Source organism: Rubrobacter marinus (assembly GCF_011492965.1).
Taxonomy (GTDB): Bacteria; Actinomycetota; Rubrobacteria; order Rubrobacterales; family Rubrobacteraceae; genus Rubrobacter_F; species Rubrobacter_F marinus.
Genome location: NZ_CP045121.1, coordinates 3,063,829 through 3,090,263, shown reverse-complemented (window position 1 = coordinate 3,090,263; position 26,435 = coordinate 3,063,829). Strand labels below are relative to the sequence as shown.

Sequence of the window (26,435 nt, the reverse complement as noted above, 5' to 3'; positions counted from 1 at the left end):
TTGTTGCTAGCCTAGTACTTGGGGATGCTCGGGTCGACCTCGTCGCTCCAGGCGAGGATGCCGCCCTTGACGTTCCTGACGTCCCCGAAGCCCGCGTCCTGCATAAGCTTGACGGCCTTCGCGCTCCTGGCGCCGCTCCGGCAGTGGACGGCGTAGTGGGCGTTCTGGTCGAGCTCCACGAGGCGCTGCGGCAGCTCCCCGAGGGGGATGAGCCTCGCGCCCTGCGGCCCGAGGTTCGCCACCTCGTACTCGTGCGGCTCGCGGACGTCGAGCACCGTGAGGCCGCCGCTGTTGTTCAGCTTCTCGTTGAGCTCGGTGACGGTGATCTCCGGGACCTGGCCCTCCTCGCGCCTGTCGGCCTCCACGGCCTGCGGGATGCCGCAGAACTCCTGGTAGTCGATAAGCTCGGTGACGGTCGGGTTCTCGCCGCAGACCGGGCAGTTCGGGTCCTTGCGCAGCTTCATCTCGCGGAACTTCATGTTGAAGGCGTCGTAGAGCATGAGCCGGCCGATAAGCGGCTCGCCGGCGCCGAGGATCAGCTTGACGGTCTCGGTGGCCTGTATGACCCCGATGGCGCCCGGAAGGATGCCCAGCACCCCGCCCTCGGCGCAGCTCGGGACGAGGCCCGGGGGCGGCGGCTCGGGGTAGAGGCAGCGGTAGCACGGGCCCTCCTCGGCGAAGAACACGCTCGCCTGGCCCTCGAAGCGGAAGATCGAGCCGTACACGTTCGGCTTGCCCAGCAGGACGCACGCGTCGTTCACGAGGTAGCGGGTCGGGAAGTTGTCCGTCCCGTCCACCACGACGTCGTAGTCCTTGAAGATGTCGAGGGCGTTCTCGCTCGTCAGCGCCTCCTCGTAGGCGACGACCTCGACGTTCGGGTTGATCTCCTTGATCCGGTCGCGGGCGCTCTCGATCTTCGGCCTCCCGACGTCCGAGGTGCCGTGGATGATCTGGCGCTGCAGGTTCGACTCGTCGACGACGTCGAAGTCCACGATCCCGATCGTCCCGACCCCCGCCGCCGCGAGGTACAGCGCGAGCGGGCTCCCGAGCCCGCCGGTGCCGATGGTCAACACCTTCGCGGCCTTGAGCTTCTTCTGCCCGTCGACCGCGACCTCGGGCATGATGAGGTGGCGGCTGTAACGCCCGATCTCCTCGTTGGAGAGCTCTATCGAGGCGTCGGGCTGTACCAGCGGTTTACGCGTAGTCTCCAAAATATGAAACCTTTCCTAAATGATGATGCTGCCGGGACGTAACGGCGTTAGGTGAAAATTACCTACACAAACCGCCCGCGATGGAGGGGATGATGGAGAGTTCGTCGTTCTCGCCGACCTCGGTGTCCTGCCCGTCGAGGTAGCGGATGTCCTCGTCGCCCTTGTAGACGTTGACGAACGAGCGGAGCTTCCCGTCGCCGGTGTAGAGGTGCTGCTTGAGGTCCGGGTGCTGCTGGACGAGGTCGCCCAGGGCGTCGCCCGCGGTCCCGCCCTGCACCGCGACCTCGGCGTTCCCGCCGACGTACTGCCTCAAGGGGGTGGGTATCCTCACGTTCGGCATAAAAAGCTCCTTCTCTCTAAGATCTCTCGAACTAGCCTACGATGGTCTCTTCGTCGTAACCCGAGCGGTCGTCGCGCAGCACCCACGAGCGCATGTCCTCGACGTTCTCGCTGCTCACCGAAGCGATAATGTACGAGTAGTAGGGCCATGCGTGGTCCCTGTCGTACTCGGAGGGCTCGGCCGGATGGTCCGGGTGCGAGTGGTAGAACCCGAGGATGTCCAGGTCCCGCTCGCGGGCCTTCTCCTCGAACTCCCTTATCTTGAGCGGCTCGATCAGGAACCTGTGCGAGCGCTCCTCCTCTTCGAAGGTATTCTCCGCCCGCCACACGTCCACGATGACCTTCGTCCCGCCCGCGTCCATGCCGACCAGCACGCCCGCGCACTCCTCGGGGTAGGTCTCCTTCGCGTGCTCGTGGATGTGGCTGACGTCCCCCGCACCTATCTTTAGCGCCAAAGAACTATTCCTCCCAGAAGCTCTCGGAGAGGTATTTGTCCGCCGAGTCGCATAGGATGGTGACGACCACCCCGGACTCCAGCCCGCGCGCCACCCTCAGAGAGGTAGCGACCGCCGCCCCGGCCGAGATGCCGACCAGGATGCCCTCCTCGCGGGCGAGGCGCTTGACCATCTCGTACGCCTCTTCCGTCGTGGTCGCCAGGTTCTCGTCCGCCACGGAAGGGTCGTAGATCTCGGGCACGATCGCCGAGTCCATGTGCTTCATCCCCTCCAGCCCGTGGAACGGCGAGTCCGGCTCGAAGGAGACGACCCTTATGCCCGGGTTGTACTCCTTCAGGCGCGTCGAGGTGCCGACGAAGGTGCCGCTCGTCCCGAGCCCCGCGACGAAGTGCGAGATCTCGCCCTCCGTGGCCTCCCAGATCTCCGGCGCCGTCGACTCGTAGTGAGCCCTCGGGTTGGCCGGGTTGGTGTACTGATCCGGGTAGAAGTACCGCTCGGGGTCCTTGGCGTAGAGCCGCCGGACCTCGCGGATGGCCCCGTCCGAGCCCTCGCCCGGATCGGTCAGCACGACCTCGACCCCGTAGGCCCTGAGGATCTTCTTGCGCTCCTCGCTGGCGTTTCTGGGCATGCAGAGCTTGACCTTGTAGCCCAGGGAAGCCCCGATCCACGCATAGGCGATCCCGGTGTTCCCGCTCGTCGCGTCAAGAATGGTCTTCTCGGGGGTGAGCCTGCCGCTCTTCTCGCCGTCCCGGATCATCCACAGCGCCGGACGGTCCTTGACGGAACCGCCGGGGTTGTACCACTCGGCCTTGCCGAGGATGCTCACCCCGGGGACCTCGCGCGAGATGCTCGAGAGCTCGAAGAGCGGGGTGTTCCCCACGAGATCCACGGGCCGCGAACCCAACCTCTTGTTAATCCTAGTAATCATGTCGGGATTATTATACAGGTCGAAGTTCCATCGTCCAGAAGCCATGAATGGGGGAGGGTGAGGTGGAACACCACGCGACGCAGAAAACCGGGGGGCCAGAAATAAGCCCCCCGGTCATGGTTGGTGCGTGCCCCTATTGTAGGCTCGAACGGTGGGGAATCTCTACACCTTTCCCGGCTTTATCCGAGGTATTCGAGAACTTTTCCGAGCGGGCGGCGGCGGCAGGTGAAGATGGGGGTGTCCAGCTCGGTGTAGGCGCTCGCCTCGGACTCCCTCAGCTCCATCATGAGGTCCTGGAACTTCTCGGGGGACTCGGCCTCGAAGGAGAGGATGAACTCGTAGTCGTCGATCCCGAAGCAGTAGGCGGTGTTGTTCTTGACGGGGTAGTGCTTGCGCCCGATGTGCATGTGCTCGTTCATCATGCGCTGGCGCTCCTCGAGGGGGAGGCGGTACCAGGCGCGCGTCTTGACGAACGGGTAGACGAAGAGGAAGTCTCCCTCGCCGGGGACGATGTAGCGGCGGTTCTCCCACCCGGGGGTGTGCTCGCCGACGTAGATCGAACGCCGGCTGATGCCGAAGTACGAGTAGGTGACCGTCAGGTACCGGCCCAGCCCGGTCTTCAGGAGCGCCGCCGTCATCTCCTCGAAGGGCTCGAGGTCGTAGCTTATCCGCCACAGCATAAAATCCGCGTCCGCCCTGAGTCCCATGAGGGAGTACGGCCGAAGGAGCATCTCGCCGGAGTGGGCCTCGGCCGCCTCCAGAAACTCCCTCTTGCCGTGTTCGCGCTCGGGCTCGGGGAGCCTGCGCCATTCGGGGGAGAGCTTGAAGAAGGCGTAGTTTATGTACTGGGACGGGAGCTTCTCCTCGGCGGCCTCTTCCTGCCGCGTTCGCGTCTCGGTCAAGCCTACCTCCTCGCGGGCTCGAGCCCGAAGTTGCTCTCGTAGAGCTCCGCGACGCGCGCGAGCTCCTCTTCGGTGAGGTCCGGCGTCTCCGGGGCGGCGGCGAACTCGTCGAGCTGCTCGTCGTCGTAGATGTTCGGCAGGACGGAGGCGACCTCCGGGGCGGCGAGCACGAACTTCAGGGCCGCCTGGCCTAAAGTGCGCTCCCCGGACTCCGTGAGGAAGGAGAGCCTCTCGACCTTTTTCAGGCCCTCGGTGAGCCACTCCTTCGGGCGGTGGCGGCGGTGGTCGTTCTTGGCGAAGGTCGTGTTCTCGTCGTACTTGCCCTCGAGCATGCCCGAGGAGTGGGGGACGCGCACGACGAGGCTCGTCTCCGTCTCGCGGGCCGTGTCTATAAGCTCGCGGCCCGGGTCCTGCTCCAGCATGTTGTAGATCATCTGCACGCCGTCGACGGAGCGCTCGCGCATCGCGCGCACGCCCTCCTCGAGCCAGCCGATCTTGGGCCCGAGCGCGACGCCGTAGGAGCGGATCTTGCCCTCCGCCTCGAAACCCTCCATGAGCGCGAAGAGCTCGTCGTTCTGTATCGCGTCCATCTTGGTGTTGTGGAGCTGCAGGAAGTCTATGTAGTCGGTGCCGAGCCGGGTCAGGCTCTGCTCCAGGGCGAAGCGGATAAAGTCCTCGGACCAGTCCTGGGGGCGCTCCTGCTGGCCGCGGCGGGCGGTGTGGTTGTAGAAGTCGTAGCCGATCTTGGTGGAGATGACGACCTCGTCGCGCATGTGCCCGAAGGCGTCGGCCATGAGCGTCTCGCCCTTGCCGGAGCCGTAGGTGTCGGCGGTGTCGAAGTAGTTTATGCCCCTCTCGTGGGCCTGCCTCATGATCCGGACCGAGCGGTCGTCGTCGACCTCGCCCCACCAACCGGTCGAGACGGTCCAGACGCCGAAGCCTACCTCCGAGACCTCGATGTCGGTGCCGCCGAGCCTACGATATTTCATGCCTCACCTCTCGTCTGAATGCTGCGAGCTTTGGATCTACGCTGCTCCCCATTCTATCGTTCGTCGCCGGAGGGGGCGTGGAAGCTCTCTCAACGGCCGCCACCGAGGAATACCCCGTCCGGCGTCAATATAATGCGAGGCATGAACGAGGAGACCGCTTGATAGCCCGTTACGCGGGCGGGGAGACGGGGGCACGGGCGGCGGCCCGCGAGGGGGCGGCGGTGGTCGTCGTCGACGCCTACCGGGCGAGCACCACGATCGCCGTTCTCGTCCAGAAGGGCGCCCGGGTCGTGCCGGTCGCCTCCATCGAGGAGGCCGCCGGGTACCCCGGGGCGGACTTCAGGATCGGGGAGCGGGGGAGCGCGAAGGTCAAGGGCTTCGATTTCGGCAACTCGCCGACCGAGGTCGCCGCGGCGGAGATAGAGTCGGGCTCCACGGTCGCCCTCTCGACGACGAACGGCACCAGGGTAACGGAGGCCGCCGAGGGCGCTCCCGCGATCTTCTGCGGCGCCTTCGTGAACGCCCGCGCCGTCGCCGATGCTCTGAGGGACGGCCTCCACGGCCCGCGCGTCGTGGTGGTCGGGTGTGGCTGGGAGGGGCACCGCTCGTCCGAGGACGAGGCCGCCGCCGGGGCGATCCTGCATCACCTCGCCGGAGCCGGGGCCGAGCTCGACGAGCGGGCGGAGAGGGTCGTGGCGCTCTACGGGCGGCACTCCAAGGAGGTCCTCGCCAAGAACACCGCGGCCCGCCGGCTGCTGCGGCTCGGCTACGAGAGAGACCTCGGCTTCTGCCTAGCCGAGGACACCGTCCCCGTCGTCCCGCGCCTCCTCGACGGCGCCTTCACGGGCGACGGGCGGGGCTGACCCGTCGGCTTTGGCCTGCGGGCCAATCCCGGGCAGTGAAAACACACGGATTTGCTCGCAAAATTAGTCTTGACAGGTACATGCCACCGCTTTACTCTGGAGTTGGGCACGGCGGACATACGTTACAAGCGGAGCGTTTAGTCCTGCCAAACCGCCGATGGAAGGAGGTGCTGACCAGATGACGATAACCATTACCCACGAGAAGGTAAAAGAAGTCACTCGCGAGGACGTGGATCGGGCCATCGACGTGATCGAGCGTCACCTCGAGAAGGAGGCCCGGACCCGCAACCTGCTCGACGAGCAGGCGATCATGCGTCCGAAGGACCTGTGCAAGCAGCAGGGCCTGGACATGGTGGCCGAGCTGCGCGGTATGGTCTAGACACCGGCCACGCGCATAGCCCATGAAGGGGGATGCACAGTAAGGTCCCCAGGGGCCTCCGGGAGACCGGGAAGGAACTTACAGGGGCTGTCCATCCCCCTTCACGAGGCTGAGAAGGGACCGGGTTTCGACCCGGTCCCTTTTTCGTGCCTCCGTTACTGCTGTTCCTCGGTGGGTGTGACCGGCTGTTGCTCGGCGTCGGGGCTCGCGGAGGGCTGCTGGGGGGCGTCCTGGGGGACCGCGCCGGGGTCCTCCTGTCCGGCGGGTTGGCCCTCTTCCTGCGGCGCCGGCTCGACGGGAGCGCTCTCGGGCGCCCCTTCGTTCTGCCCGTTCCCGCCCTGCGGCGCGCCCTGGTACTGCTGATCCTGGGACGTCTGCTGCGCGTCCGGGGCCGGTTGCTGCTCGTCTGCCGGAAGCTGTTCGCCACCGGTGGGGGCGTCCTGGGTCTCCGCGCCTTCGGAGCCGCCGAGGAACCGGGAGAAGGAAGTGCCCGACTGCCCGGTCTCCTCGCCGGAGGCGCTGCTCTGTGAGCACTCTTCGTAGAGCGTGCAGGAGAGGGGGCCTCCCGAGGCGGCCTCTATGCCGGTAACCCCCGCGAGCCCTATCACCGCCGCTACGAGCCCGGCCGCGACGCCCGTGAGGAGCGTCCGGCGTCGAGCAGAGGGCGACATCTCCCTGAGGTGGGTCGGGATCGAGAGCAGGCGCTCGACCACGCCCGGGGCTCTTCTGTCCCTTCTGCGGGCGGGCGCGGGAGGGTCCGGTTCCTCCGGGGGGTGGTCTTCCGGGCTCGGTGTCCCGGGGACGCGGACCCTCTGGGTGGAGAGGCGCCCCTTGACGGTGGTCGGTAGCTCGGAGATCCGACTGGTCGCCTTCTCGATCTGGGCGTTGAGGACGGCGACGCCGATCGTCATCAGCATCGGGGTCAGGGCGGTCCCGATCAGGGTCCCGGCGACCCCGAGCCTGGAGGTGAAAAGGGCCGCGACGATCGCCGTTATACCGGAGGCGATCACCGTGCTCGGTTGTACGAGTTGCTTGGGTTTCTCTTCTTCAGCCATAACGCGGCCGATTGTAGCAATGGGGTGGGGCACCTTAAAGGTGAACCGGGGGGATCTCGCGAAAGGAGCGGAGGAGGAGGGATTCGAACCCTCGATACCCCGTTAAGAGGTATAACACCTTAGCAGGGTGCCGCTTTCAACCACTCAGCCACTCCTCCGGATACCGGCAGTATATCAAGCGTACGCCGTACCTACCACGCATGCGTGGCTCCCGGCAGCCGAGAGAGGTTTCCCGTCGGCCGATGGGCGGAGGTCTACGTCTCCTTGCCCGTCCCTTCGCCTTCGAGGATGTCGGGTTTCTCGTTGGCGGGTTCGGCGTCGAGGACCTCCTTGCCGGAGAGCTCCTGCTTCATCCTCACGAGCGTCGCGTTGAGCTCGGCGCCGAAGAGGATCGCGAGGGAGGAGATGTAGAGGTAGAGGAGCAGGATGATGACGGCGCCGATGGAGCCGTAGGTGGCGCTGTAGGAGTTGCCGCCGAAGTTGGCGATGTAGAACCTGAAGGCGAGGCTCGCGAGGATCCAAAGGAGGACGCCGACGAATCCTCCCGGCGTGATCCAGCGGAACGGCTGCTCCGCGTCGGGGGCGAAGTAGTAGATCAGGGCCACGGTCAGCACGAGGAAGAGGAGTGCCGCGGGCCAGCGGGCGATGTTCCAGGCGATCTCGAACTCTTCCCCGAGCCCGAAGTATCCGGCCACGGCCTCGCCGATGGGCGGGCCGGCCACGAGGAGCAGCACGCCGGTGAGGATGAGGCCGGAGAGGCCTATCGTCAGGAGGATCGCGATCCCCTTGACCTTCCAGTACGGGCGCGTCTCCTCGACGTCGTAGGCCTTGTTGAGGGCGTTTATGATCGCCGAGAAGGCGCCGGAGGCGGCCCAGATCGTGCCCAGGATGCCCAGGGAGAGCAGGCCGGGCGCCGAGTTATCGTTCCCGAGAAACTGCTCGATGTAGCCCTCGATGATCCCGTAGACCTCGCCCGGCAGGACCTGCTGGAGGTAGACCAGGACGCTGCGGGCGAACTCGGGGTTGGAGAACGTGTCGAGGACGGCGACGAGGAAGAGGATGAACGGGAAGAGGGCGAGGACGAGGTAGTAGGCCAGCTGGGCCGCGAGGCCCAGGGCGTCGTCGCTCTGGAACTCCCGAGCGGCGCGCTTGAGCGCGGCGAAGCTCAGGAGGGTCTTCATGTCCCGCAGGAAGCTCGTCAGGGAGCCCCTCACCGGACGCTTCGCCACCCCCCGAACCTCGGCCTCCGAGAGACCGAGATCCTCGACCGGATCCAAACTCCTGTTGTCGTCCGAACTCTGCATGGCAAGCAACCTGGGTGAATTGTAACGCAGGCCCCTTTGCCCCGGTTACCACCGGCGATCCCTCCGCGAAACGCCCGGGGACCGCGTGGCGAGGGCGCTACGCGGCGCGCGAGGCTACGCGGGGGAGAACCCCGCGTCGGTGGGGTCCGCCGTGTCCGATCAGGGGCTCTCCGGGGGGGTGGTCTCGTCGTCGGTCAACGGCAGGTAGAGCGTCATCCGCGTCCCCTCGCCCAGCCGGCTTCGGGCCTCGATGCGCCCGCCCTGGGCCTCCACGATCGTCTTGGAGATGGAGAGCCCGAGGCCGGTGCCGCCGCCGTTGGCGCCGAGGTCGCGGGACCTTCCCGCCCGGTAGAAGCGCTCGAAGACGTGGGGCAGTTCTTTCTCCGGGATGCCGGGGCCGCGGTCCGCAACCTCGATCCTCAGCTCGGTGGGACCGTCCCCTCGGGCGACGAGCCCGGCGTTCAGGGAGATGGTCCCACCCGCGGGGCCGTACTTCGCCGCGTTGTCCACGAGGGCCAGCACGGCCTGCTCGATGCGGATGTGGTCGACCCGCAGGATCCCCTCGGCGTCCCCTTCGCGGGTAGCGTCGACGACGGCGCCGTGCTCGCGGGCCAGAAGCTCGGCGCGGTGGACGAGCTCGTCCAGGAAGGGCGCCACCGAGACCGGCTCCGAGACGAAGGGCGCGGCCGGCGGGAGCTTCGAGGAGTCCGAGCGGGCCAGGAACAGCAGGTCCTCGACCATGCGCGAGACGCGCCCCGCCTCGCGCACGATCTCCTCCAGCCCTTCCTTGTGGACGCAGTCGCTGCGCAGTTGCAGGCCGACCTCGGCGTTGCCGCGGATGACCGTGAGGGGAGTCCTGAGCTCGTGGGAGACGTCGGCTAGAAACGCCGTCTTCGCCCGCGCGGCCTCCTCCAGGGCCTCCTCGGCCGCCTTGCGCTCGCTGACGTCGCGAGAGGAGGTCTGGAGCCGGGCGACCCGCCCCTGGTCGTCCCGGATCAAGCCCGTCATAGTCTCGAACCAGGCGTAGCCGCCGTCCTTTTTGCGGTAGCGGCAAGTCGTGGAGACCTGGAGCTTCCCCCTCATCAGCTCCGCCTGGGGGCCCGAGCGGACGCGCGGGACGTCCTCGGGGTGTATGAGATCGTAGGGGTCGGTGCCCAGGAGCTCCTCGGGCTCGTAGCCGAGCAGGCGTTTGCTGGAGGGGCTTACGTAGAGGTAGCGGCCGTCGAGCTCGTGCAGGCAGACGAGGTCGTTGGCGGACTCGGCGAGGAGCCTGAAGCGCTCCTCGCTCTCGCGGAGGGCCTCCTCCGTGCGCTTGCGCTCCGTGATGTCCCGGGAGTTGGCGACGACGCCTTCCAGGCCCGTCTCGCCGATGGGGTTGCGCATGGTCGCTTCTATGTGGCGGTAGGAGCCGTCGCTGTGGCGCATGCGCATCTCGACCGTCCTGATGCTGCCCGGCTCGCTCAGGGTCTTTCTGATGGCCTCGGAGTGCCGGGGGAGGTCCTCCGGGTGTATCAGGACGGACTCGAAGACGTTCTTACCGACCCTGCTCCCGGGCGCGTGCCCCAGGACCCGCCCTATCGAGGGGCTGTGGTAGAGGATGGTCCCATCACAGCCGACGACGGTGATCATGTCCGAAGAGTTCTGGATGAGGGACTTGAAGCGCTCCTCGCTCTCGCGGAGGGACTGTTCGGCCCGCCGGCGCTCCGTGATGTCCCGGATGTTCAGGACGATGCCGCCCACGCTCGGTTCGTCGAGCAGGTTGTGTAGCGTCGCCTCGATGTGGCGCCAGGAGCCATCGCTGTGGCGCATGCGCATCTCGGTCGCCACGGTCGAGCCGGGGGCGCGGAGGGCCTCCCGGACTGCCTCGGAGTGCCGGGGCAGATCCTCGGGATGAATCAGGGGGGACTCGAAGACGTTCCTGCCGATCCTGGTCTCCGGGTCGTGGCCCAGGATCCGGCGCATCGAGGGGCTCTGGTAGACGATGGTGCCGTCGGCGCGGATGATGGTGATGATGTCCGAGGAGTTCTGGATGAGCGAGCGGAAGCGCTCCTCGCTCTCCTTGAGGGCCGCCTCGGCCCTCCTGCGCTCGGTGACGTCCAGCATCGAGCCGATCATGCGTACCGGCCTGTCCTCGCCGTCGCGCACGACGCAGCCCCGGTTGGAGACGACCGCGTACGAGCCGTCGGCGCGCCGGAAGCGGTACTCGTCGGACCACGCCTCCCCGGCCTCCAGGACCGCGGCGACGCCGACCACGACCCGGGCTCGATCCTCGGGGTGTATTCGCTCCTCCCACCACGCCATGTTCTTGGGCTCGCTGGTCTTGTAGCCGAAGAGGCTCTCGGCGGCGCCGCCCCATTCGAGCGTTTCCCGGGTGAGGCTCACGTCCCAGATCGCCTCGCTCGTGGCCCGGGCGACGAGCCGGTAGCGCTCCTCGCTCTCCGCGAGGGCCCTCTCAGACTCCTTGCGCTCCGAGACGTCCTGGATCTTGACGATGTAGTACAGGGGTTCCCCGCGCGAGTCCCGGACCAGCGAGACGTTCACGGAGGCCCAGACCGGGTCACCGTCCGCGCACACGTAGCGCTTCTCCAGGTGGTAGCTCTCGAGGTCACCGTCGCGGAGCTTGCGCATGAAATCCAGGCTCACCTGGAGGTCGTCGGGGTGCGTGATCTCCCGGAGGCTCTTCCCGAGCAGCTCCTCCTCGCCGTAGCCGAGTATCTTGCTCATCGCGGGGTTGACCTGCCGGTAGCGGCCGTCGAGGTCCGCGAGCGCGATGCCGATGGGGGCGTGCGAGAAGGCGACGCGGAACCGCTCCTCGGCGGCGCGCAGCGCGCCCTCGGCCCTCCGGCGCTCGGTGACGTCCTCCAGGGTCACGTGCACCCTGTACGGCCGGTCCTCCCCGGACCGGAACTGCGGCACGGCGTTAAAGCAGATCCAGCGCGTCTCGCCGTCGGGCGGCCGCAGGCCCATCACCGCGCCCTTGACCTCCCGCCCCTGCCTGAGGGCGATCACGATGGGGCGCTCCTCGTCCGGCAGTTCGGAGCCGTCCTCGCGGATCGCCTTCCAGCTGCGGGCGAGGGGGGAAAGGCTGCGCATCCGATCCTCGTCGATGCCGAGTATCTTCGTCGCGGCGGGGTTCGCGGAGATGATCTTGCCCTCGCCGTCGTAGTAGAGGACGCCGTGGGTCATGGTCTCGAAGAGGGCGCGGTGCCTCTCCTCGCTCTGCCTGAGCGCCTCCTCCGCCTCCTTGCGCGCGGTGACGTCGCGCGCTATCCCCTCGACGGCCACTACCCTGCCCCGGCCGTCCCTGATCAGGGCGACCCGCTGCTCTACCCACATGACCTCGCCGTCCTTCCGGATCCAACGCAACTCGAAGCTCGCGGTCGGGCCGTCGGAGCGCAGGGCCTCCATGAGGACGTGCCAGTCTTCGGGGTGGACGAGGCGCCGGACCAGACCGGGGTCGGCGTAATGCTCCTCGGCGGCGTACCCGGTCACCGCCTCGACGGAAGGGCTGACGTAATCGAAACTGCCCTGCGGCGCGGGGAGGTAACGGAAGACCACGTCGCTCGCGGTCGCGAGGAGCCGCAGGAGCTCCCCGTCGCGACCATCTTCCGGCACGGGGCCGCGCCTGGCACGGACGGCGCCCGCGGCGAGTCCCCCGAGCAGGCCGCCCAAAAGCCCCCCGGCCGCCGCGAGGTTCGCGCGTGTCGGCATCCCCCGGAGCATGCTCGGGAACTTCACAGAGCCCCGCGCGACGAGATCTGGATCGTGGATTCCACGTTGGCATTATACTTGGGGCGGGTGTGGACCTGAGAGTAAGCGGGGAGCCGGCGCGTGCGTATCCTCATAGTGGAAGACGAAGCGGGGATCGTAAGGTTCCTGGAACGGGGGCTGACGGCCCACGGCCACGGCGTGCTGACGGCTGGGGACGGGGAGCACGGGGCCTACATGGCCGTGGAGGAGCCCGTGGACCTCGTGCTGCTGGACATCTCGCTGCCGGGGCTGGACGGCCACGGGGTCTTGAAGCGCATCCGCGAAAAGCGCCCGGGGCTGCCCGTCCTGATGCTCACGGCCCGCGACGACCTGCGCAACAAGGTCGACGCCCTCGACAGCGGGGCCGACGACTACCTGACCAAACCGTTCGTCTTCGAAGAGCTTCTCGCCCGCATCCGGGCGCTCACGCGCCGCGCCGACCAGCAGCAATCCGCCCGCGTCTGCCACGGCGACCTGAGCATGGACCTCCTCAGCCGCCGCGCGTGGCGCGGCGACAGCAAGATCGAGCTCTCCAGCCGGGAGTTCGCGCTGCTTGAGTACTTTATGCGCCACCCCGGCCAGGTCCTCAGTCGCCAGCAGATCCTCTCGGCGATCTGGGATTACGCCTTCGACCCCGGCTCCAACGTCGTGGACGTCTACGTGCGCTACCTGCGCAGCAAGATCGACCGCCCGGGCGAGCCCTCCCTCATCTCCACCGTCCGCGGCGCCGGATACCGCTTCGACCCGGGCGCGGAGTAGCCCGAAGGGGCGCCCCGGGCGCCATCATGAAAAGATCCTAATCCCGCTCTAATCCAACTATCATCTGCGTCCGTCACTATCCTCCGGCAGAGATTGCTGGCGGACCTTTCGCACACCCACCGTGTCCTCGTCGGCGTCTCCACAATTAAAGAGCCCGGACCGGGTGGTACCTCCTTTCCCCACCCATCACCCACCATTTTCCACCCACCGGGCTCTTCTCAATTCGTCCGCGCGGTTCGAACACCCCTGGCAACCTGTCCGCGCGCCGCGGCCCCCGGCGCCGTGGACCGGGCACCCGGCGGCAAGAACAGCTCCTTGCGGCTCTTCAAGCCCGTCTTCCCGAGGATGTGCTTCACGTGCGTCTTCACGGTAGGAAGGCTCATGTACAGGGTCCTCGCCACCTCGGCGTTCGAGTACCGCTTGAGCATGAGGGCGAAGACCTCCCGCTCCTTCGGCGTCAGGGCGGGGCCCCTGGATGCTCTCGGGTCGAGTCGCGGCTCGGCCTCCTTGTCCACGAACCACACCCTCTCGCCGCCGCAGACCCTGCGCACGACGCCGGGGAACTCCAGGTACTCCTCGCCCTTGTGGAAGTACCCGTCCGCCCCCGCGACGGCGACCGCCGCCAGATCGTCCGGGCCGCTCAAGGCGGTGTGCACCAGGACGCGCGGCGGCACCGGGAGGGCCTTCATCTCCCGACAAACCTCCATCCCGTCGCCCTTACCGAGCCTGAGGTCCAGGACCACCAGATCCGGCTTGAGCCGTACGGTCAGCCGCACCGCCTCTTCCGCGTCGCCGGCCTCCCCGACGACCCTCAAGTCCTCCGTCGTGCTCAGCAGGCTCCTGATCCCAAATCGCGTGACCGGGTGGTCGTCCACCAGCAATGCTTGAATCTCTCGGCCGCTGTTCCGTTTGGCTGTCGTACCAGCGCTCAAAGCAACTCTCCTCTACAGGACCATCGAGTTGAGGTTTACATGGCTAGGAGTCGTGCACGATAAGCGTTCCCGCCGGGTTCGCCTACCAGCACAACCAACAAGGCGGGCGTAGGGACTGCTCGGTCGTAACGCTACCGGCGACGGATGCTTGAGCGATAGGGGGATTGCCTGCTGTTAGAAGCAGACAAACGGCGCACACAAGTAGCGCTCGCTTCGCGTTTAGCCTCACCCTACACACCATTCTTTGCCCTCCTTCTGCGGATGCTCCAGCTAGTTCCGATTATTACGTAGAAGAAAATACGGGCCATCGTTCAATGGTTCGAAAACGTGTAGCTAATAGTATGAAAGGATAATCGGAGGCTTCGGCAAGGCGCGTCTCGCTACAGCTACCGAGGAGAAAAGTGCCTGAGGGCTTCAAACCTCTCCAGGTGTAAACGCTTCCCTCGGTACCGAGGGGCCAAGGCGTGTGGCAGCGGAACGCATCGAGCAGGAGGATTGTCTGGTCCGTATTTTCGCGCGCCGTTTCTCGAGTCGAAGCTTGCGGGGCGCGTTAGCTGCTTGCTCGATTGCTCGCGCTACTCGAGACGAATGATTCCGCGCCTCAGAGCAGCCGTAACCGCGGAGGTTCGATCCGCGGCGTCGAGCTTATCGAAGATACGGTTGAGGTGTGATTTCACCGTCGCTTCGCTTATCCACAACTCGTTCGCGATGTTCTTGTTGCTGACTCCCCGGGCCACAAGCTGCAGGATCTCGACCTCTCGAGGGCTAAGGATGTTGTCGTTGTCGCCCCGCATTCGCTCCAGCAGCCGTGCCGCTACGGTTGGTGCCAACGGAGAGGTACCTTGAGCAGCCTCGCGTATGGCGCCGAATATACGTTCTTCCGGCGTGTCTTTGAGTAGAAATCCCCGAGCCCCGGCGGCCACCGCTCGTACGATGTCGGCGTCGGTCTCGTAGGTGGTCAGGATCAGGACGTTAGCGGCCGGATCCTCGACCTTAATCCGCTGGGTGGCGGCTACGCCGTCCGCCTTCGGCATCCGCAAGTCCATCAGCACCACGTCCGGGCGGTAGCGGCGCGCAAGCTCGACGGCCTCATCCCCGTTCGTGGCTTCAGCTACGACCTCCAGGTCGGCCTGGGTTTCCAGCATGCTTCGCAAGCCAGACCTGACCACGGGGTGATCGTCACAGATGAGTAGCCTGACGACCGTCATCGGATTTCCTCGACCGCCTTTCGCTCCCGGGTTGGCTGTTTCTTACGGGTAGCTGCAAGGGGGGCGGGCAGCGCGGCGCCGAGCGTGGTTCCGCCGTTCGGCGTGCTCTCGACGGACAAACTGCCACCAAGTTTCTCGATGCGCTCGCGCATCGAGGTCAGCCCGAAGCCGCCGACGTCCTGAGGACGTACGCCGGCTCCGGAAGAGCACGGGACGAAGCCCACCCCATCGTCCGAAACGTCCAACGCCACGAGTTCCTCGAGGTACGAGAGCGTCAGCATGACCCGCTCCGCCCCTGCATGCTTTTGGACGTTGGTCAGAGCCTCCTGCGCGATGCGCAACAGGGCAACCTCGATCTCCGGGAGAAGCTCGCGCGGTACGCCCGTAGCATCGAAGCGGGCTTCGACGCCGGTTCTCACCGACCATTCTTCGGCCAGCCCCTCCAGAGCCCTCGGCAGCGGATGGCGATCCAGTGCCTCCGGGCGTAGGGCCCATACCAGCCGTCGTGTCTCCGCGAGGCTCTCCCGGGCGATACGCCGGGCCAACTCGAGGTGCCGCTGCGCCGGTGCGGAGTCCGAGAACATCTCTGGGTGCGCGAGCTGTGCTGTCGAGAGGCTCATTACGATGCTGGTAAAACCTTGTGCCAGCGTGTCATGGATCTCGTGCGACAACCTTTGCCGCTCCTTGAGGATGCTTGTTTGGCGGACCTCCTCCAAGAGTTGCAGGTTCTCCAATGCAAGCGCAACCTCGGCGCCGAGGGCCTCCAAGGCATCTTGGCTCTCCTGCGGAAATGGTACTTGGCTAGCGACCACGAGGGCGCCCGTCGTTTCCCCTCGCGCCCGCAGCGGGACCAAGAACACCTCGTACGATCTCGGACCGTGCCCAAGGCTCTCCTGAGCGAAGGCGAGATCCGAAGGATCGACACGCAAGGATCTTTGCCCAAGGAAGCGATTGCGGGCCTCCTCGGGCAGGTCTTGTACACCGAAGTGCGCGCCCGTTTCGTCCCCAGTCGTCGCTGCTTCTTCCATGTCCTCAGGTGCTCCCTCCCACAAGCTAACTCCGACCACCGGGCTGGGTCCCAGTAGCTCGAGGGCCGCTTCAAGGGTGGTTTCGTGAAGATCTTCCTTGTCCTGGGACGCTGCGAGCGCGGCCCCGGCCCGTCGCAGAACCCTCTCGCGGTCTGCTGCCCGTTCCCGGGCGCGCATCATACCGGCCATGCGGGCTACCACCAGCAAGAACAACGTGGCGGAGCTCGTTACGAGCAGAGGGGCGTTTATGGGCTCGCCGCGCGCCGCTTGCAAGGCCAGAACGGCGGGTGCCATCAACGAGGCTCCAGCGAGCAGCGCGAGACGCGGTCGCGTGAGTCTTGATTCGGTCAGGGGTACGGGCTCGAAAAGGGTGGCCATCGATGGGTGCAGTGCAGCAGCACCGAACAGGGTCAAGAACAGCAAGATCCCAACATCGACCGAGAAGCTCAGCTGGCGAGAACCTATAGCCTGCGCTACTGTCCATACGATGTCGCTGATGAGCAGCGTCCCCAAGCTCGCTCCCAACAGACGGTAAGCGGGGGGACGTCCCTTTGTTGTCAACAGGGTCCGTACAAGAACTGCAAGCAGCAGCAGATCCATCAACGGGTAGGCTGCCGCCGTCAGAACAGAAGCGGGTGTGAGCGAAGGATGTCCCGAATACGCCTCCACGATGTAAGGCTCCATAAAGTAGACCCAGAACAGCAATCCAAAACTCGTGGTGACGACGATTGGATCTATAAAGCTAGCGGCGCCATTGCGGGTCAACCGGGAGCTTCCGAACATTAGCAGGCCTACGGCCATAAGCGGGTAGAAAGCCAGGTAAAAGGCGTCTGCGATAGACGGAAACGGTATCCGTAGTTGCAGGATCGTAAAGGTCGTCACTACAGCGTCGCCGAGTACGAACAGGAGCAGTGCAACGGCGAACAGATACCAGGGCGATGGACGGACGGGGCGGTGTACTCGGACGCCTACAATAATCGCGGCGATGGCTGACAGCCCTACTACGTTCCCCACCAGATCGTAGGCAAGGTCACGCGTCGCCGAGGAAGGCATCGTAAAGTACCCACTTGCCACTAGAACACCTATCAGCAGGTAGATACGCCAGGCCCCCCGAGCCGTCCTTTCGCTCACCCCTCCTACCCCCGTAGCTTCGCATCGTAGGTACACTTGCCCCACAGACCCGCGCGCATGCGCGCGGGACCTTTTATGAACACGATCACACCCGAGAGGCATATTATTCGTATGCGTGTTCTCGTGTCAAATGGTCGATTGTTCTGCGGAGGCGTTTGATGGCGATGGGGCGAATTAGCCTACTCCTGGAGCGCTTTGGCGGCGTCACCCCTTTCTCGGAGGCGCACGTTCTCCTACTCCGTCGCCGTGGTGGATGCGTGCTCGTGGGAGGAGGCGGATCGTTCCGTATACTCCTCGTATGAGGCTCGTGGTCGCCGAGAAACCTTCCGTTGCGAGGGATATAGCCAGCGTCCTGGGGCGCCACCGCAAGGAGAAGGGCGCGCTCGTGGGCGAGGGTTGGACGGTGACGTGGGCCCTGGGGCACCTCGCGGAGCTTGCGCCGCCGGATGCCTACGGGGAGGAGTACAAGAGGTGGAGGCTCGAGAGCCTGCCGGTCCTGCCCGAGCGGTTCAAGGTCAAGGTCAACGCGAAGACCCGGGACCAGTTCGCGGTGGTGAAGGGGTTGATGCGCTCGGCGGGCGTGGCGGAGGTGGTGAACGCCTGCGACGCGGGGAGGGAGGGGGAGTTGATCTTCTCCTACCTCTACGAGCTCTCGGGGTGCGAGAAGCCGGTGCGTCGGCTCTGGATTTCCTCTCTCACCTCCGACGCTATCCGGCAGGGCTTCGCCTCCTTGCGCGACGGGCGAAGCATGAAGCCGCTGGAGAGCGCGGCCCGCAGCAGGGGCGAGGCGGACTGGATCGTGGGCATGAACGCGACCCGCGCGTACTCGACGAAGTTCGGCCGACCCGGGAACGTCCTCTCCGTCGGCCGCGTCCAGACCCCTACCCTGAAGCTCCTCGTCGACCGCGAGAGGGAGATAGAGGACTTCAGGCCGGAGAAGTTCTGGACGGTCTACGCCCGCTTCGCCCGCGACGGCGCGAGCTACGACGGCGTCTGGTTCAAGGACAAGCAGCACCGCTTGGAGGAGCAGGAGGCCGCCGAGGCGATCGCCCGGAAGGTAAAGGGCGGGACGGGCACCGTCCGCAAGGCCGAGAAGAAGACCGCCTCCGAACGGCCGCCGCTCCTCCACGACCTGACCGAGCTCCAGCGCAACGCCAACTCCAGGTACGGCTTCACGGCGGAGCGCACGCTGCGCGCGGCCCAGGCGCTCTACGAGGAGAGGAAGCTCGTAACCTACCCCCGCACCTCCAGCCGCTACCTCACGCACGACATGGTCGCCGGGCTCGGCAGACGGGTCGAGGCGGCGGGCGCCCTGCCGGACCTCGCCCCGTTCGCGGAGGGTCTGCTCGCCCTCCCGAAGCTGCCCGTAAGCAAGCGCGTCGTGGATGATGCAAAGGTGACGGACCACCATGCCATTGTTCCGACGAACAAGAAACCTTCCGGGGAGCTGCCGCCCGACGAGGCGAAGGTCTACGACCTCGTGGCGCGGCGCTTCCTGGCCGTGTTCTTCCCGGCGGCGCGCTTCGAGAACACGACGGTGGTGACGGAGGTTCGCGAGGAGACCTTCCTCTCGCGCGGGAGGGTCGTGCTGGAGGCGGGGTGGCGGGCGCTGTACCCGGACGGGGTGAGCGGCAGAAAGGAGAAGGAGCCGCCCGTGCTGCCCCGGTGGAGCGGGGCAGGAGTGGGACGTCTCGAAGGTCGCCGTCAAGGAGGGGGAGACCAAGCCGCCGCCCCGGTTCTCGGAGGCCGCGCTGCTCGGGGCGATGGAGACCGCCGGCAAGCTCGTCGAGGACGAGGAGCTCCGCCAGGCGATGAAGGACTCCGGGCTCGGCACGCCGGCCACGAGGGCGTCGACGATCGAGAGGCTCCTCAAGGTCGGGTACCTCGTGCGCGAGGGGAAGGTCCTCGTGCCGACGGAGAAGGGGCGCGCCCTGATCCGCCTTCTGGGCGACAGCCCCCTGGCCTCCCCGGAGCTCACGGCCTCCTGGGAGGAGCGCCTCGCCCGCATGGAGCGCGGCGCCGAGCCTCGCCCCGCCTTCATGCAGGACATAAAGGGCCTCGCCGCCTCGCTCGTCGAGGAGGTGCGCGGCAAGGAGGGCGAGAAGGTCGCCGCCCCCGCGAGGCGCGGCGGCGGGAGGCGCGGCCCCGGCCGCAACGGCTCCGTCGCGAGCGACGAGCCCCTCGGTACTTGCCCGAAGTGTGGCTCCCCGGTCGTCGAGAGCCGGAAGGCCTACGGGTGCTCGGCGTGGAAGACGGGCTGCTCGTTCGCGATCTGGAAGACGGTCTCCGGCAAGAGGATAAGCGTCGCCCAGGCGAAACAACTCCTCCAGAAGGGGCGCACCGAGAAGCTCAAGGGCTTCAAGAGCAAGGCCGGCAGGCCCTACTCAGCCGCCCTCGCCCTGGACGGGGATCACAAGGTCAAGCTGGACTTCGAGGGGGCGGGGAGCGACTGATCCGTGGAAGGGGGAGGCGCAGGCTACCTCCCCCGAAAGCTCAGGAGATGCGACGCAGAGCGGCCCACCCGAGGAGGCCGGAGCCCAGCAGGAGCAGCGCCGCCGGCAGCACGAGGGACGGACCGCCGGTCGCGGCCAGCTGCTGCTGTCCGGAGGCCTCCGTACCGCCCGTGACGGTGACGGTGCCGACCATGCCCTGGTCCTCGTGCGGCCCGCAGAAGTACGAGTAAGTGCCGGGTTCCTCGAAGGTGTACGACACGGACCCTTCGGCCCCGCCCTGGATCAGGCCGGAGTCCCAGAGCCCGTCGTAAGAGGTGCTGGTGTGGGGGTTGTCGCCGGCCTGGACCCACGTGACCGTGGTGCCCGGCTCGACGGTGATGTTGGCCTGGTCGAAGTAGTTGTCCTCCATCCGAACCGTAACGCCTTCGCCCTGCTGCGCCCCGACCGGAGGGGCCAGGACGAGAGCGACGACGAGGGACAGAACGACAAGGAAAAGTAGTTTCTTCACGAACTCCTCCTTCTCTCCCGCAAACCCTTCCGAAGGTGCCTGCAACCCTCGGGTTCCCGCCACCACTTTAGCACAATAAGCACAATACCTAGAGGTGTACCGGGGCGAGCCGGTCCGCCCTTGCCGTGGTCCTCTCGGCGTACGGCGGTTACACTCTTTCGGCTTATGAAGGTTATCGTCGTCGGGGCCGGGCTGGCCGGGCTCACATGCGCAAAAGTATTGGCGGAGGGCGGGGCCGAGGTCGTGGTGCTCGAAGGTTCGGACGGGATCGGGGGTAGGGTCCGGACGGACGAGAGGGACGGGTTCCTGCTCGACCGGGGCTTTCAGGTTTACTTCACGTCCTACCCGGTATCGCGGCGGCACCTGGATCACGCGTCGCTCGACCTGCGCACCTTCGACCCGGGGGCGACCCTGCGCCGGGGCGTCGAGTCGACGGTGCTCTCCGACCCCTTGCGCGACCCGAAGGCCCTCGTCCCCTCCCTGCTCTCAGGTGCGGCGACCTTCTCGGACAAGCTGCGGACCCTGCGGCTCGGCGCGGCGAGCGTCGCGGACGGGACCCAGAGCGTCGGCGCGGTGGGCGGGGGCGACGCCTCCTCGCTGGAGTACCTCAGGGAACAGGGCTTCTCCGAGCTGTTTATAGACCGCTTCTTCAGGCCGTTCTACGGCGGGATCTTCCTGGACCGCTCGCTCTCGACCTCCTCCCGCGTCCTGCGCTTCACCTTCAAGATGCTCGCGACCGGCAGGACGACCGTGCCCGCCAGGGGGATAGGCAGGATCCCCGAACAGCTAGCCTCCCATCTGCCCGGAGACGCCATCCGGCTCAACAGCCCGGTCGACGCGCTGCTCCGGGAGGGGGAGAGGGTCGTGGGGGCCCGGGTGGGCGGCGTAGAGGTGGAGTCCGACCGGGTCGTCGTGGCGACCGATGCCCCTTCCGCCGGGGGGCTGACCGGCTCTCCCGTCCCCGAGGGGGCGGTCGGGCAGCTCTGCGCGTACTTCCGGACGGATCGTCCGGTCGGCGGCAAGAAGATAATGCTCAACTCCGAGGACGACCCCTTCGTCAACAACGCGGTCGGGATCAGCAACGTCTCCCCGCTCTACGCCCCGCGGGGCGAGCACCTCCTGAGCGCGGTCTCCCTAGGCGGCTTCGAGCTCCCGGACGAGGAGGTATACCGCCGCTGCGTGGCGGAGATCAGCCGGTGGTACCCGGGGCTGGACCTCGCGCCGCTCGCCGTCTACCGCGTCCCCTACTCGCAGTTCGACCAGCCGCCGGGCGTCCACGAGGGGCTGCCGGGGAACCGGACCGGCACGCCGGGGCTCGTGCTCGCCGGGGACTACACCGAAGACTCCTCCATAAACGGCTCCATGCTCTCCGGCGAGAAGGCCGCCGGGGAGGTGCTCGGACGGTGACGGGGGGAGGCGTGCCGGCCCTACGCGTCGAGGGCCTGAAGAAGACCTACGGGAACGGGCTCTTGGCGCTCGACGGGGTCTCGCTCGAGGTGGAGGCGGGGCGGTTCTTCGGGCTCCTCGGGCCCAACGGGGCGGGGAAGACGACGCTCATAAACAGCGTCGTGAGCCTCGCGCGGCCCGACTCGGGGAAGGTCACGGTCTTCGGGAAGGATGCGTTCGCCGAGTACAAGGAGGCGCGGCGCATGATCGGGGTCTCGCCACAGGAGATCAACCTGGACAAGTTCCTTACCGTGGAAGAGTCCCTCCTCTACCACGCGGGCTACTACGGGGTCGAGAAGAAGAAGGCGAAGGAGAGGGCGGAGGAGCTGCTGGAGCGCTTCGCCCTCATCGACAAGCGCAAGGCGCGCACGAGCACGCTCTCCGGCGGGATGAAGCGGCGGGTCATGTTCGCTCGCGCGCTCGTCCACGACCCGAAGGTGCTGTTTCTGGACGAGCCGACGGCCGGGGTGGACGTGGAGCTCCGCTACAGCCTCTGGAGGTACATCCGGGAGCTCAACCGCGGCGGGATGACCATCCTCCTGACGACGCACTACCTCGAGGAGGCCGAGGAGCTGTGCGAGGAGATCGCGCTTATAAACGGCGGCAGGATCGCCGCTCAGGGCACCAAGGACGACCTCAAGGAGGAGTACGGGGCGAGGAACGTCGAGGAGGTATACCTGAGGGTGGTCGGCCATGACGTTGCTTGAGAGCGCCTTCAACCGCTCGTTCCGGACGCTCCTGGGGCGCGAGATCCTGCGCTTCGTCCGCGTCTGGACGCAGACCCTGATCCCGCCGCTCCTGACCTCGCTCCTCTACGTGGTCGTCTTCGGCGTCGCCCTCGGAGGGCGCATCCGGGAGGTGGACGGGGTGCCGTACCTCCAGTACATCCTCCCCGGCGTCGCGCTGATGAGCCTCATCACGGGGGCGTACATGAACACCTCGACCTCCGTCTTCGACGCCAAGCGCGAGCGCTACATAGACGACATCCTCATAAGCCCGATGAGCGACGCGCAGATCGCGCTCGCCTACACCCTCGGGGGGACGTTGCGCGGCCTGATCGTGGGCGTCGGCGTCTTCGTCGTCGGGATGCCGTTCGCCGGCGCGAGCGTCGTGAACCCCGTGATGCTGCTCCTCATAGCCGTGACGGTCGCGTTTACCTTCTCGGCCCTGGGCGCGGTCGTCGGGGTCGTCGCGGCCCGCATCGACCACGTCACCTTCATGACCAACGTGGTGATACAGCCGCTCGCGTTTCTCGGTGGGGTTTTCTACTCGGCGGACATGCTGCCGCCCGCGCTGAGGGTAGCGACGCTCTTCAACCCGATCTTCTACATGGTCGACGCCGCGCGCTACGCGACCTTGCGGGCGTCGGACACGAACCCCTACCCGACGCTCGCGATCGTGGCGGCCCTCGCCGCCCTCGCCTTCGCCGGCGCCTGGTGGGCGATCAACAGGGGGCCGAATCTTCGCTACTAGCACAGCGGCCGCGAGGGACGCGAAGCCCGGGGCGTGGGGCGCGTGGCCCTTCGTGCTCGCGGTCTTCGGAGCCTCGCGCCTCCTCTTCTTCGCCGCCGGTACGCTCGCGGCGCTCCTCCTCCCGTGGGCGGAGCCCGCGGGCGAGCCCCTGGAGCCGCCCGGCTTCCTGAACCACTGGGCGCACTGGGACGGGGCCTGGTACGCGCATCTCGCCACCGAGGGCTACGGGCCGCGCGCCCCCCAGAGCACGGCCTTCTTCCCCCTCTACCCGCTGCTCGTGCGCGCCGGGACGCTCTTCGGGGTAGGGCCGGCCTTCTCCGGCGTTCTCGTCTCCCTGATCTGCACCCTCTTCGCCACCTACTTTCTCTACGGAATAGCGGAGAAGTTCGGCGGCACCGGGACCGCGCGCGCCGCGACCCTCGCCTTCTCGTTCTTCCCGACGGCCTTCTTCCTCGGCGCCCCGTACACCGAGGCCCCGTTCGTGGCGTTCACCGCCGGGTCCTTCTGGGCCGCCTACGTCCGCCGCGACCTCCTGCTCGCCGGCCTCTTCGGAGCGCTGGCCTCGGCGACGCGCAACCTCGGGGTGCTCCTGCTCATCCCCTTGGGCTACGAGCTCTTGAGGCACCGGCGGGAGTTCGGCTGGCGCGGGCTCCTCTCCCTGGGCCTCGTGCCCGTCGGGTTCTTGGGGTACGCGGCGTTTCTGTGGGCGAGGTTCGGCGACCCGTTGATGTTCGGCCGCGCGCAGGGCTTCTGGGGGCGCGAGCTCACGAACCCGGCGACCACCCTGACGAGGGCCTGGAACGCCGCCGGTGAGGGCGCGCGCTTCGTCCTTAGCCCGGAGACGCTCTTCCTGAACCCGGGCTCGGCGCCCGCGCTCTACGCCTCCAACACCGTGAGCCTCGTCTTCTTCGCCCTCTTCCTCGTCCTTATGGGGGTGGGGTTCGTGGTGCTCCCGCCGGGGCTCTCGGCCTACACGTTCGTAGTGACGCTGCTCCCCGTCCTCACCCCGGCGCCGTCGTTCCCGCTGATGAGCATGCCCCGCTTCATGCTCGGCGCTTTCCCGCTCTTCCTCGTCGCGGGCTACCTGCTCTCGCGGAGCAGGCCCGCGCTCTACGCCTGGCTCGTCGTCAGCGCACTACTGGGCGTCGCCCTCACCGCGCTGTTCACGACGTGGCGCTGGGTGGCTTGAGGCCCGAGGGGGAGGCGAACTCCGGTTCGCGTGCCGGGCGAAATCCGGCGATCGCGGTTCCGGTCGCGCTCGTCGTCGCCTTCGCGGCCCTCGGGGCCGCCGCTCGCGGGGCGGGTCCGCTGCCGGGGGACCTCGCCGTAACGCGGCTCCTGCAGGGCCTACCGGCCGACGGGCTCACGGGGCTCGTGCTCCTCTACGCCGGGGACGCGGCGTGGTTCTTGCCCGTCGTGGCGGTAGGGGGCGCGCTGCTCGCGCGCCGGTGGGCCGGGGCGCTGTGCCTGCTTCTGGTCGCCGTCGGCGCCGTGCTCCTGGGCGACGCGCTCAAGGCCCTGGTGGGGCGCCCGCGCCCCTCGGCGGATCCGGTGGCCCGCCTCGACGTGCCGGAGGGCTTCGGCTTCCCGAGCGCCACCGCGCTGCTCGTCGTGGCCGTGCTCGGCGTGGCCTGCTACCTGCTGCTGCGCTACCGGGTCCCGCGCCCCGTCGCGTTCGCCGCGATCGCGGTCTCGGTGTTAGCGAGCGCGGCGATCGGGCTCTCCCGGGTCTACGCCGGGGAGCACTGGGCCTCGGACGTGCTCGGCGGCTGGCTCTCCGGCGGCGCCTTGGCCCTCGTGGCGGTCGTCGCCTCTCGCTCCTGGCGCCCCGGCGGTCGCAGAGAGGGTGACGCGAGGGCGCGAGCCGCCCGGTAGCCCGCCCCGTCCCCCCTACTTCAGCCGTCCGGCGAGCAGCAGGCTTGCGACGCTGAGGCTCGTCGCTATGGTTAGCCCGACGGGGGCCCTGTTCCTCGGGAAGGCGCCCGTGGCCATGCCGCCGAGGACGATCGCGGCGTCCGCGGCGTCGTTGATGCCGCGTGCTAGGAGCCAGGTTCTCGTGTCCCCGCGGAGCAGCCCGGCGCCCACTACGAGATCGCGCACGCCCATGATACGTCCGAGGGTTGGGCTGTCGCCCATCCCGAACGGCCTCGTCGCGCTCGTGGGCGCGACGACCAGTTGCAGGCCGACCGCCAGGCTCAACCAGCCTATGCCCCGCGCCAGCTTGCGCTCATCCACGATGCTTCCTCCTTGCTGGGGGTTCAATCACGGCGAGAAGAAGAAGGCGAGGGCGGCGATCACGTAGACGCCGATGAGCATCGCCCCTTCGAGCCAGTTCGACTTGCCGTCCATCGCGACAAAGGCCGTCGTCACGACCGCGGCCCCCAGGGCGCCGAGCTCCAGGAGGGTGAAGGTCAGGTCGAGCGGGTGGCCGAGCAGGGGGCCGAGGAAGACCAGGATCGGGGTGACGAGGAGGGCGACCTGGATGGAGGAGCCCAGGGAGATCGCCATGGAGAAGTCCATGTTGTTCTTGTACGCGATCTGGACGCCCACGATGTGCTCGGCGATGTTGCCGACTATGGGGACGAGGATGACGCCGACGAAGAGCGCGGAGATCCCGAACTCCTCGGTGAGGGGCTCTATGGCGCCCACGAACGCCTCGGAGACGTAGGCGACGGCCGCGGTCGCGACGAGCAGCAGCACGAACGACGGCGTCCTGCCGAAGGGGGCGTGGCCCTCCCCGGTCGCGACCCCGCCCTCGGGGCTCCTGAAGTAGTAGATGAGGTAGAGGATGTACAGGATGAACATCACCACCGCGACCTCGATGCTCAGGGTCGTGGGGGAGCCGCCGCCCCGCTGCGCCTCGGTCGCCACGAAGATCGTCGGGAGCGCCAGGGCGGCGGCGACGATGGTGAGCATCGAGGCGTTGACGCCGGCGATGGTCGCCGAGAAGCTCTGGGTGCCGTTCTTGAGGCCGCCGAAGAGGAGGCTTGCCCCGAGGACCAGGAGGACGTTGCCGATGATCGAGCCGATGATCGAGGCCTTCACCACCGCCGTCAGGCCCGCCGAGAGGGCGAAGATCGTGATGATAAGCTCGGCCGCGTTCCCGAAGGTCGCGTTCAGGATGCCGCCCGCGCGCGGTCCGAGGTGGTGCCCGAGGCTCTCCGTGGCCTGGCCCAGCACCCACGCGAGGCCGATCAGGGCGAGCGAGGTGAGGGCGAAGATGAGCAGGATCGGGGCGTGCAACAGCTCGACCGCGACCACCCCGATCGTCAGGATGATGGTGGCGCCGTAGGCGATTCTTCGCATTCTCGGTCGGTCTCCC

The 26,435-nt window shown here is 67.2% G+C and carries 24 protein-coding genes, 1 tRNA gene and 2 pseudogenes; 11 read left to right on the top strand and 16 right to left on the bottom strand.

Going from position 1 to position 26,435, the window contains the following annotated elements:
• Positions 1-11 precede the first annotated feature (11 nt).
• From moeB to GBA65_RS15940, 6 genes are all read right to left on the bottom strand, one after another.
• Positions 12-1,211 carry a molybdopterin-synthase adenylyltransferase MoeB gene (gene moeB / locus GBA65_RS15965; protein ID WP_207955824.1) on the bottom strand — a complete coding sequence of 400 codons (1,200 nt, stop codon included), beginning with the start codon at positions 1,209-1,211 and terminating at the stop codon, positions 12-14.
• 58 nt (positions 1,212-1,269) lie between these two features.
• Positions 1,270-1,551: a ubiquitin-like small modifier protein 1 gene (locus GBA65_RS15960; RefSeq protein ID WP_166397410.1), complete on the bottom strand. Its 282-nt coding sequence runs from the start codon at positions 1,549-1,551 to the stop codon at positions 1,270-1,272.
• A gap of 31 nt (positions 1,552-1,582) precedes the next feature.
• A complete protein-coding gene (locus GBA65_RS15955) occupies positions 1,583-2,005 on the bottom strand; it encodes a Mov34/MPN/PAD-1 family protein (protein WP_207955823.1) in 423 nt (140 codons plus the stop codon).
• Between the two features lie 4 nt (positions 2,006-2,009).
• Positions 2,010-2,933: a PLP-dependent cysteine synthase family protein gene (locus GBA65_RS15950; RefSeq protein ID WP_166397409.1), complete on the bottom strand. Its 924-nt coding sequence runs from the start codon at positions 2,931-2,933 to the stop codon at positions 2,010-2,012.
• 179 nt (positions 2,934-3,112) lie between these two features.
• Positions 3,113-3,835, bottom strand: a complete 723-nt coding sequence (locus GBA65_RS15945) for a chlorite dismutase family protein (RefSeq protein WP_166397408.1) — start codon at positions 3,833-3,835, stop codon at positions 3,113-3,115.
• A gap of 2 nt (positions 3,836-3,837) precedes the next feature.
• The gene (locus GBA65_RS15940; RefSeq protein WP_166397407.1) at positions 3,838-4,824 is read right to left on the bottom strand and encodes an aldo/keto reductase; all 987 of its coding nucleotides are present in this window, start codon (positions 4,822-4,824) and stop codon (positions 3,838-3,840) included.
• Positions 4,825-4,982: 158 nt separating this feature from the next.
• Between GBA65_RS15940 and GBA65_RS15935 the strand changes: the two genes are divergently transcribed.
• Entirely contained in the window at positions 4,983-5,687 is a 705-nt protein-coding gene (locus tag GBA65_RS15935; RefSeq protein WP_166397406.1) for a 2-phosphosulfolactate phosphatase, read from the top strand.
• Positions 5,688-5,865: 178 nt separating this feature from the next.
• A complete protein-coding gene (locus GBA65_RS15930) occupies positions 5,866-6,066 on the top strand; it encodes a hypothetical protein (protein ID WP_166397405.1) in 201 nt (66 codons plus the stop codon).
• 155 nt (positions 6,067-6,221) lie between these two features.
• Here the strand turns inward: GBA65_RS15930 and GBA65_RS15925 are convergent, their stop codons facing one another.
• The 4 genes from GBA65_RS15925 to GBA65_RS15910 all read right to left on the bottom strand — a co-directional run bounded on the left by GBA65_RS15925 (position 6,222) and on the right by GBA65_RS15910 (position 12,163).
• Positions 6,222-7,121, bottom strand: a complete 900-nt coding sequence (locus tag GBA65_RS15925; protein ID WP_166397404.1) for a hypothetical protein — start codon at positions 7,119-7,121, stop codon at positions 6,222-6,224.
• A 68-nt stretch (positions 7,122-7,189) separates the two neighbouring features.
• A tRNA-Ser gene (locus GBA65_RS15920) sits at positions 7,190-7,279 on the bottom strand.
• Between the two features lie 96 nt (positions 7,280-7,375).
• A complete protein-coding gene (locus tag GBA65_RS15915) occupies positions 7,376-8,425 on the bottom strand; it encodes a YihY/virulence factor BrkB family protein (protein ID WP_166397403.1) in 1,050 nt (349 codons plus the stop codon).
• Between the two features lie 159 nt (positions 8,426-8,584).
• Positions 8,585-12,163, bottom strand: coding sequence for a PAS domain S-box protein (locus GBA65_RS15910; RefSeq protein WP_166397402.1), 3,579 nt, complete (start codon positions 12,161-12,163; stop codon positions 8,585-8,587).
• 93 nt (positions 12,164-12,256) lie between these two features.
• Between GBA65_RS15910 and GBA65_RS15905 the strand changes: the two genes are divergently transcribed.
• A complete protein-coding gene (locus tag GBA65_RS15905; RefSeq protein WP_166397401.1) occupies positions 12,257-12,934 on the top strand; it encodes a response regulator transcription factor in 678 nt (225 codons plus the stop codon).
• 218 nt (positions 12,935-13,152) lie between these two features.
• Here GBA65_RS15905 and GBA65_RS15900 read toward each other — a convergent pair whose 3' ends face one another.
• From GBA65_RS15900 to GBA65_RS15890, 3 genes are all read right to left on the bottom strand, one after another.
• Positions 13,153-13,809 carry a response regulator gene (locus GBA65_RS15900; protein ID WP_228281988.1) on the bottom strand — a complete coding sequence of 219 codons (657 nt, stop codon included), beginning with the start codon at positions 13,807-13,809 and terminating at the stop codon, positions 13,153-13,155.
• Between the two features lie 632 nt (positions 13,810-14,441).
• The gene (locus GBA65_RS15895) at positions 14,442-15,074 is read right to left on the bottom strand and encodes a response regulator transcription factor (protein ID WP_166397399.1); all 633 of its coding nucleotides are present in this window, start codon (positions 15,072-15,074) and stop codon (positions 14,442-14,444) included.
• Positions 15,071-17,233 (bottom strand): GAF domain-containing sensor histidine kinase, encoded by a 2,163-nt coding sequence (locus GBA65_RS15890; protein ID WP_166397398.1) that lies wholly within the window; start codon positions 17,231-17,233, stop codon positions 15,071-15,073. The genes GBA65_RS15895 and GBA65_RS15890 overlap by 4 nt, the downstream gene beginning before the upstream one ends.
• Positions 17,234-17,486: 253 nt before the next feature.
• Here GBA65_RS15890 and GBA65_RS26610 point away from each other — a divergent pair.
• From GBA65_RS26610 to GBA65_RS24515, 3 genes and pseudogenes are all read left to right on the top strand, one after another.
• Positions 17,487-18,818 (top strand): annotated as a pseudogene (locus tag GBA65_RS26610) (DNA topoisomerase); the annotation flags it as partial.
• Between the two features lie 145 nt (positions 18,819-18,963).
• Positions 18,964-19,215, top strand: a pseudogene (locus tag GBA65_RS25395) (DNA topoisomerase); the annotation flags it as partial.
• Between the two features lie 24 nt (positions 19,216-19,239).
• Positions 19,240-19,686: a topoisomerase C-terminal repeat-containing protein gene (locus GBA65_RS24515; protein WP_323127098.1), complete on the top strand. Its 447-nt coding sequence runs from the start codon at positions 19,240-19,242 to the stop codon at positions 19,684-19,686.
• Positions 19,687-19,726: 40 nt separating this feature from the next.
• Here GBA65_RS24515 and GBA65_RS15875 read toward each other — a convergent pair whose 3' ends face one another.
• Entirely contained in the window at positions 19,727-20,194 is a 468-nt protein-coding gene (locus GBA65_RS15875; RefSeq protein WP_166397396.1) for a cupredoxin domain-containing protein, read from the bottom strand.
• Positions 20,195-20,413: 219 nt separating this feature from the next.
• Between GBA65_RS15875 and GBA65_RS15870 the strand changes: the two genes are divergently transcribed.
• Genes GBA65_RS15870 through GBA65_RS15850 form a run of 5 tightly spaced genes read left to right on the top strand, consistent with a single transcriptional unit; the run spans position 20,414 to position 24,988 of the window.
• Positions 20,414-21,601: an NAD(P)/FAD-dependent oxidoreductase gene (locus GBA65_RS15870; protein ID WP_207955822.1), complete on the top strand. Its 1,188-nt coding sequence runs from the start codon at positions 20,414-20,416 to the stop codon at positions 21,599-21,601.
• A complete protein-coding gene (locus GBA65_RS15865) occupies positions 21,598-22,347 on the top strand; it encodes an ABC transporter ATP-binding protein (protein ID WP_228281391.1) in 750 nt (249 codons plus the stop codon). Before GBA65_RS15870 ends, GBA65_RS15865 begins: the two co-directional genes overlap by 4 nt.
• Positions 22,334-23,113: an ABC transporter permease gene (locus GBA65_RS15860; RefSeq protein ID WP_166397394.1), complete on the top strand. Its 780-nt coding sequence runs from the start codon at positions 22,334-22,336 to the stop codon at positions 23,111-23,113. The genes GBA65_RS15865 and GBA65_RS15860 overlap by 14 nt, the downstream gene beginning before the upstream one ends.
• A 52-nt stretch (positions 23,114-23,165) precedes the next feature.
• Positions 23,166-24,302: a glycosyltransferase family 39 protein gene (locus GBA65_RS15855; RefSeq protein ID WP_166397393.1), complete on the top strand. Its 1,137-nt coding sequence runs from the start codon at positions 23,166-23,168 to the stop codon at positions 24,300-24,302.
• Positions 24,284-24,988 (top strand): phosphatase PAP2 family protein, encoded by a 705-nt coding sequence (locus GBA65_RS15850; RefSeq protein WP_166397392.1) that lies wholly within the window; start codon positions 24,284-24,286, stop codon positions 24,986-24,988. Before GBA65_RS15855 ends, GBA65_RS15850 begins: the two co-directional genes overlap by 19 nt.
• 15 nt (positions 24,989-25,003) lie before the next feature.
• Here the strand turns inward: GBA65_RS15850 and GBA65_RS15845 are convergent, their stop codons facing one another.
• A complete protein-coding gene (locus GBA65_RS15845) occupies positions 25,004-25,348 on the bottom strand; it encodes a hypothetical protein (protein ID WP_166397391.1) in 345 nt (114 codons plus the stop codon).
• 27 nt (positions 25,349-25,375) lie between these two features.
• Positions 25,376-26,419 carry a calcium/proton exchanger gene (cax, locus tag GBA65_RS15840; protein ID WP_166397390.1) on the bottom strand — a complete coding sequence of 348 codons (1,044 nt, stop codon included), beginning with the start codon at positions 26,417-26,419 and terminating at the stop codon, positions 25,376-25,378.
• Positions 26,420-26,435: the final 16 nt, after the last annotated feature.

Coding starts and splice junctions, on each gene's coding strand:
- GBA65_RS15930 (WP_166397405.1), top strand. CDS start 5,866: ATGACGATAACCATTACCCACGAGAAGGTAAAAGAAGTCACTCGCGAG.
- GBA65_RS15925 (WP_166397404.1), bottom strand. CDS start 7,121: ATGGCTGAAGAAGAGAAACCCAAGCAACTCGTACAACCGAGCACGGTG.
- GBA65_RS15960 (WP_166397410.1), bottom strand. CDS start 1,551: ATGCCGAACGTGAGGATACCCACCCCCTTGAGGCAGTACGTCGGCGGG.
- GBA65_RS15915 (WP_166397403.1), bottom strand. CDS start 8,425: ATGCAGAGTTCGGACGACAACAGGAGTTTGGATCCGGTCGAGGATCTC.
- GBA65_RS15940 (WP_166397407.1), bottom strand. CDS start 4,824: ATGAAATATCGTAGGCTCGGCGGCACCGACATCGAGGTCTCGGAGGTA.
- GBA65_RS15950 (WP_166397409.1), bottom strand. CDS start 2,933: ATGATTACTAGGATTAACAAGAGGTTGGGTTCGCGGCCCGTGGATCTC.
- cax (WP_166397390.1), bottom strand. CDS start 26,419: ATGCGAAGAATCGCCTACGGCGCCACCATCATCCTGACGATCGGGGTG.
- GBA65_RS15860 (WP_166397394.1), top strand. CDS start 22,334: ATGACGTTGCTTGAGAGCGCCTTCAACCGCTCGTTCCGGACGCTCCTG.
- GBA65_RS15895 (WP_166397399.1), bottom strand. CDS start 15,074: ATGACGGTCGTCAGGCTACTCATCTGTGACGATCACCCCGTGGTCAGG.
- GBA65_RS24515 (WP_323127098.1), top strand. CDS start 19,240: ATGGAGCGCGGCGCCGAGCCTCGCCCCGCCTTCATGCAGGACATAAAG.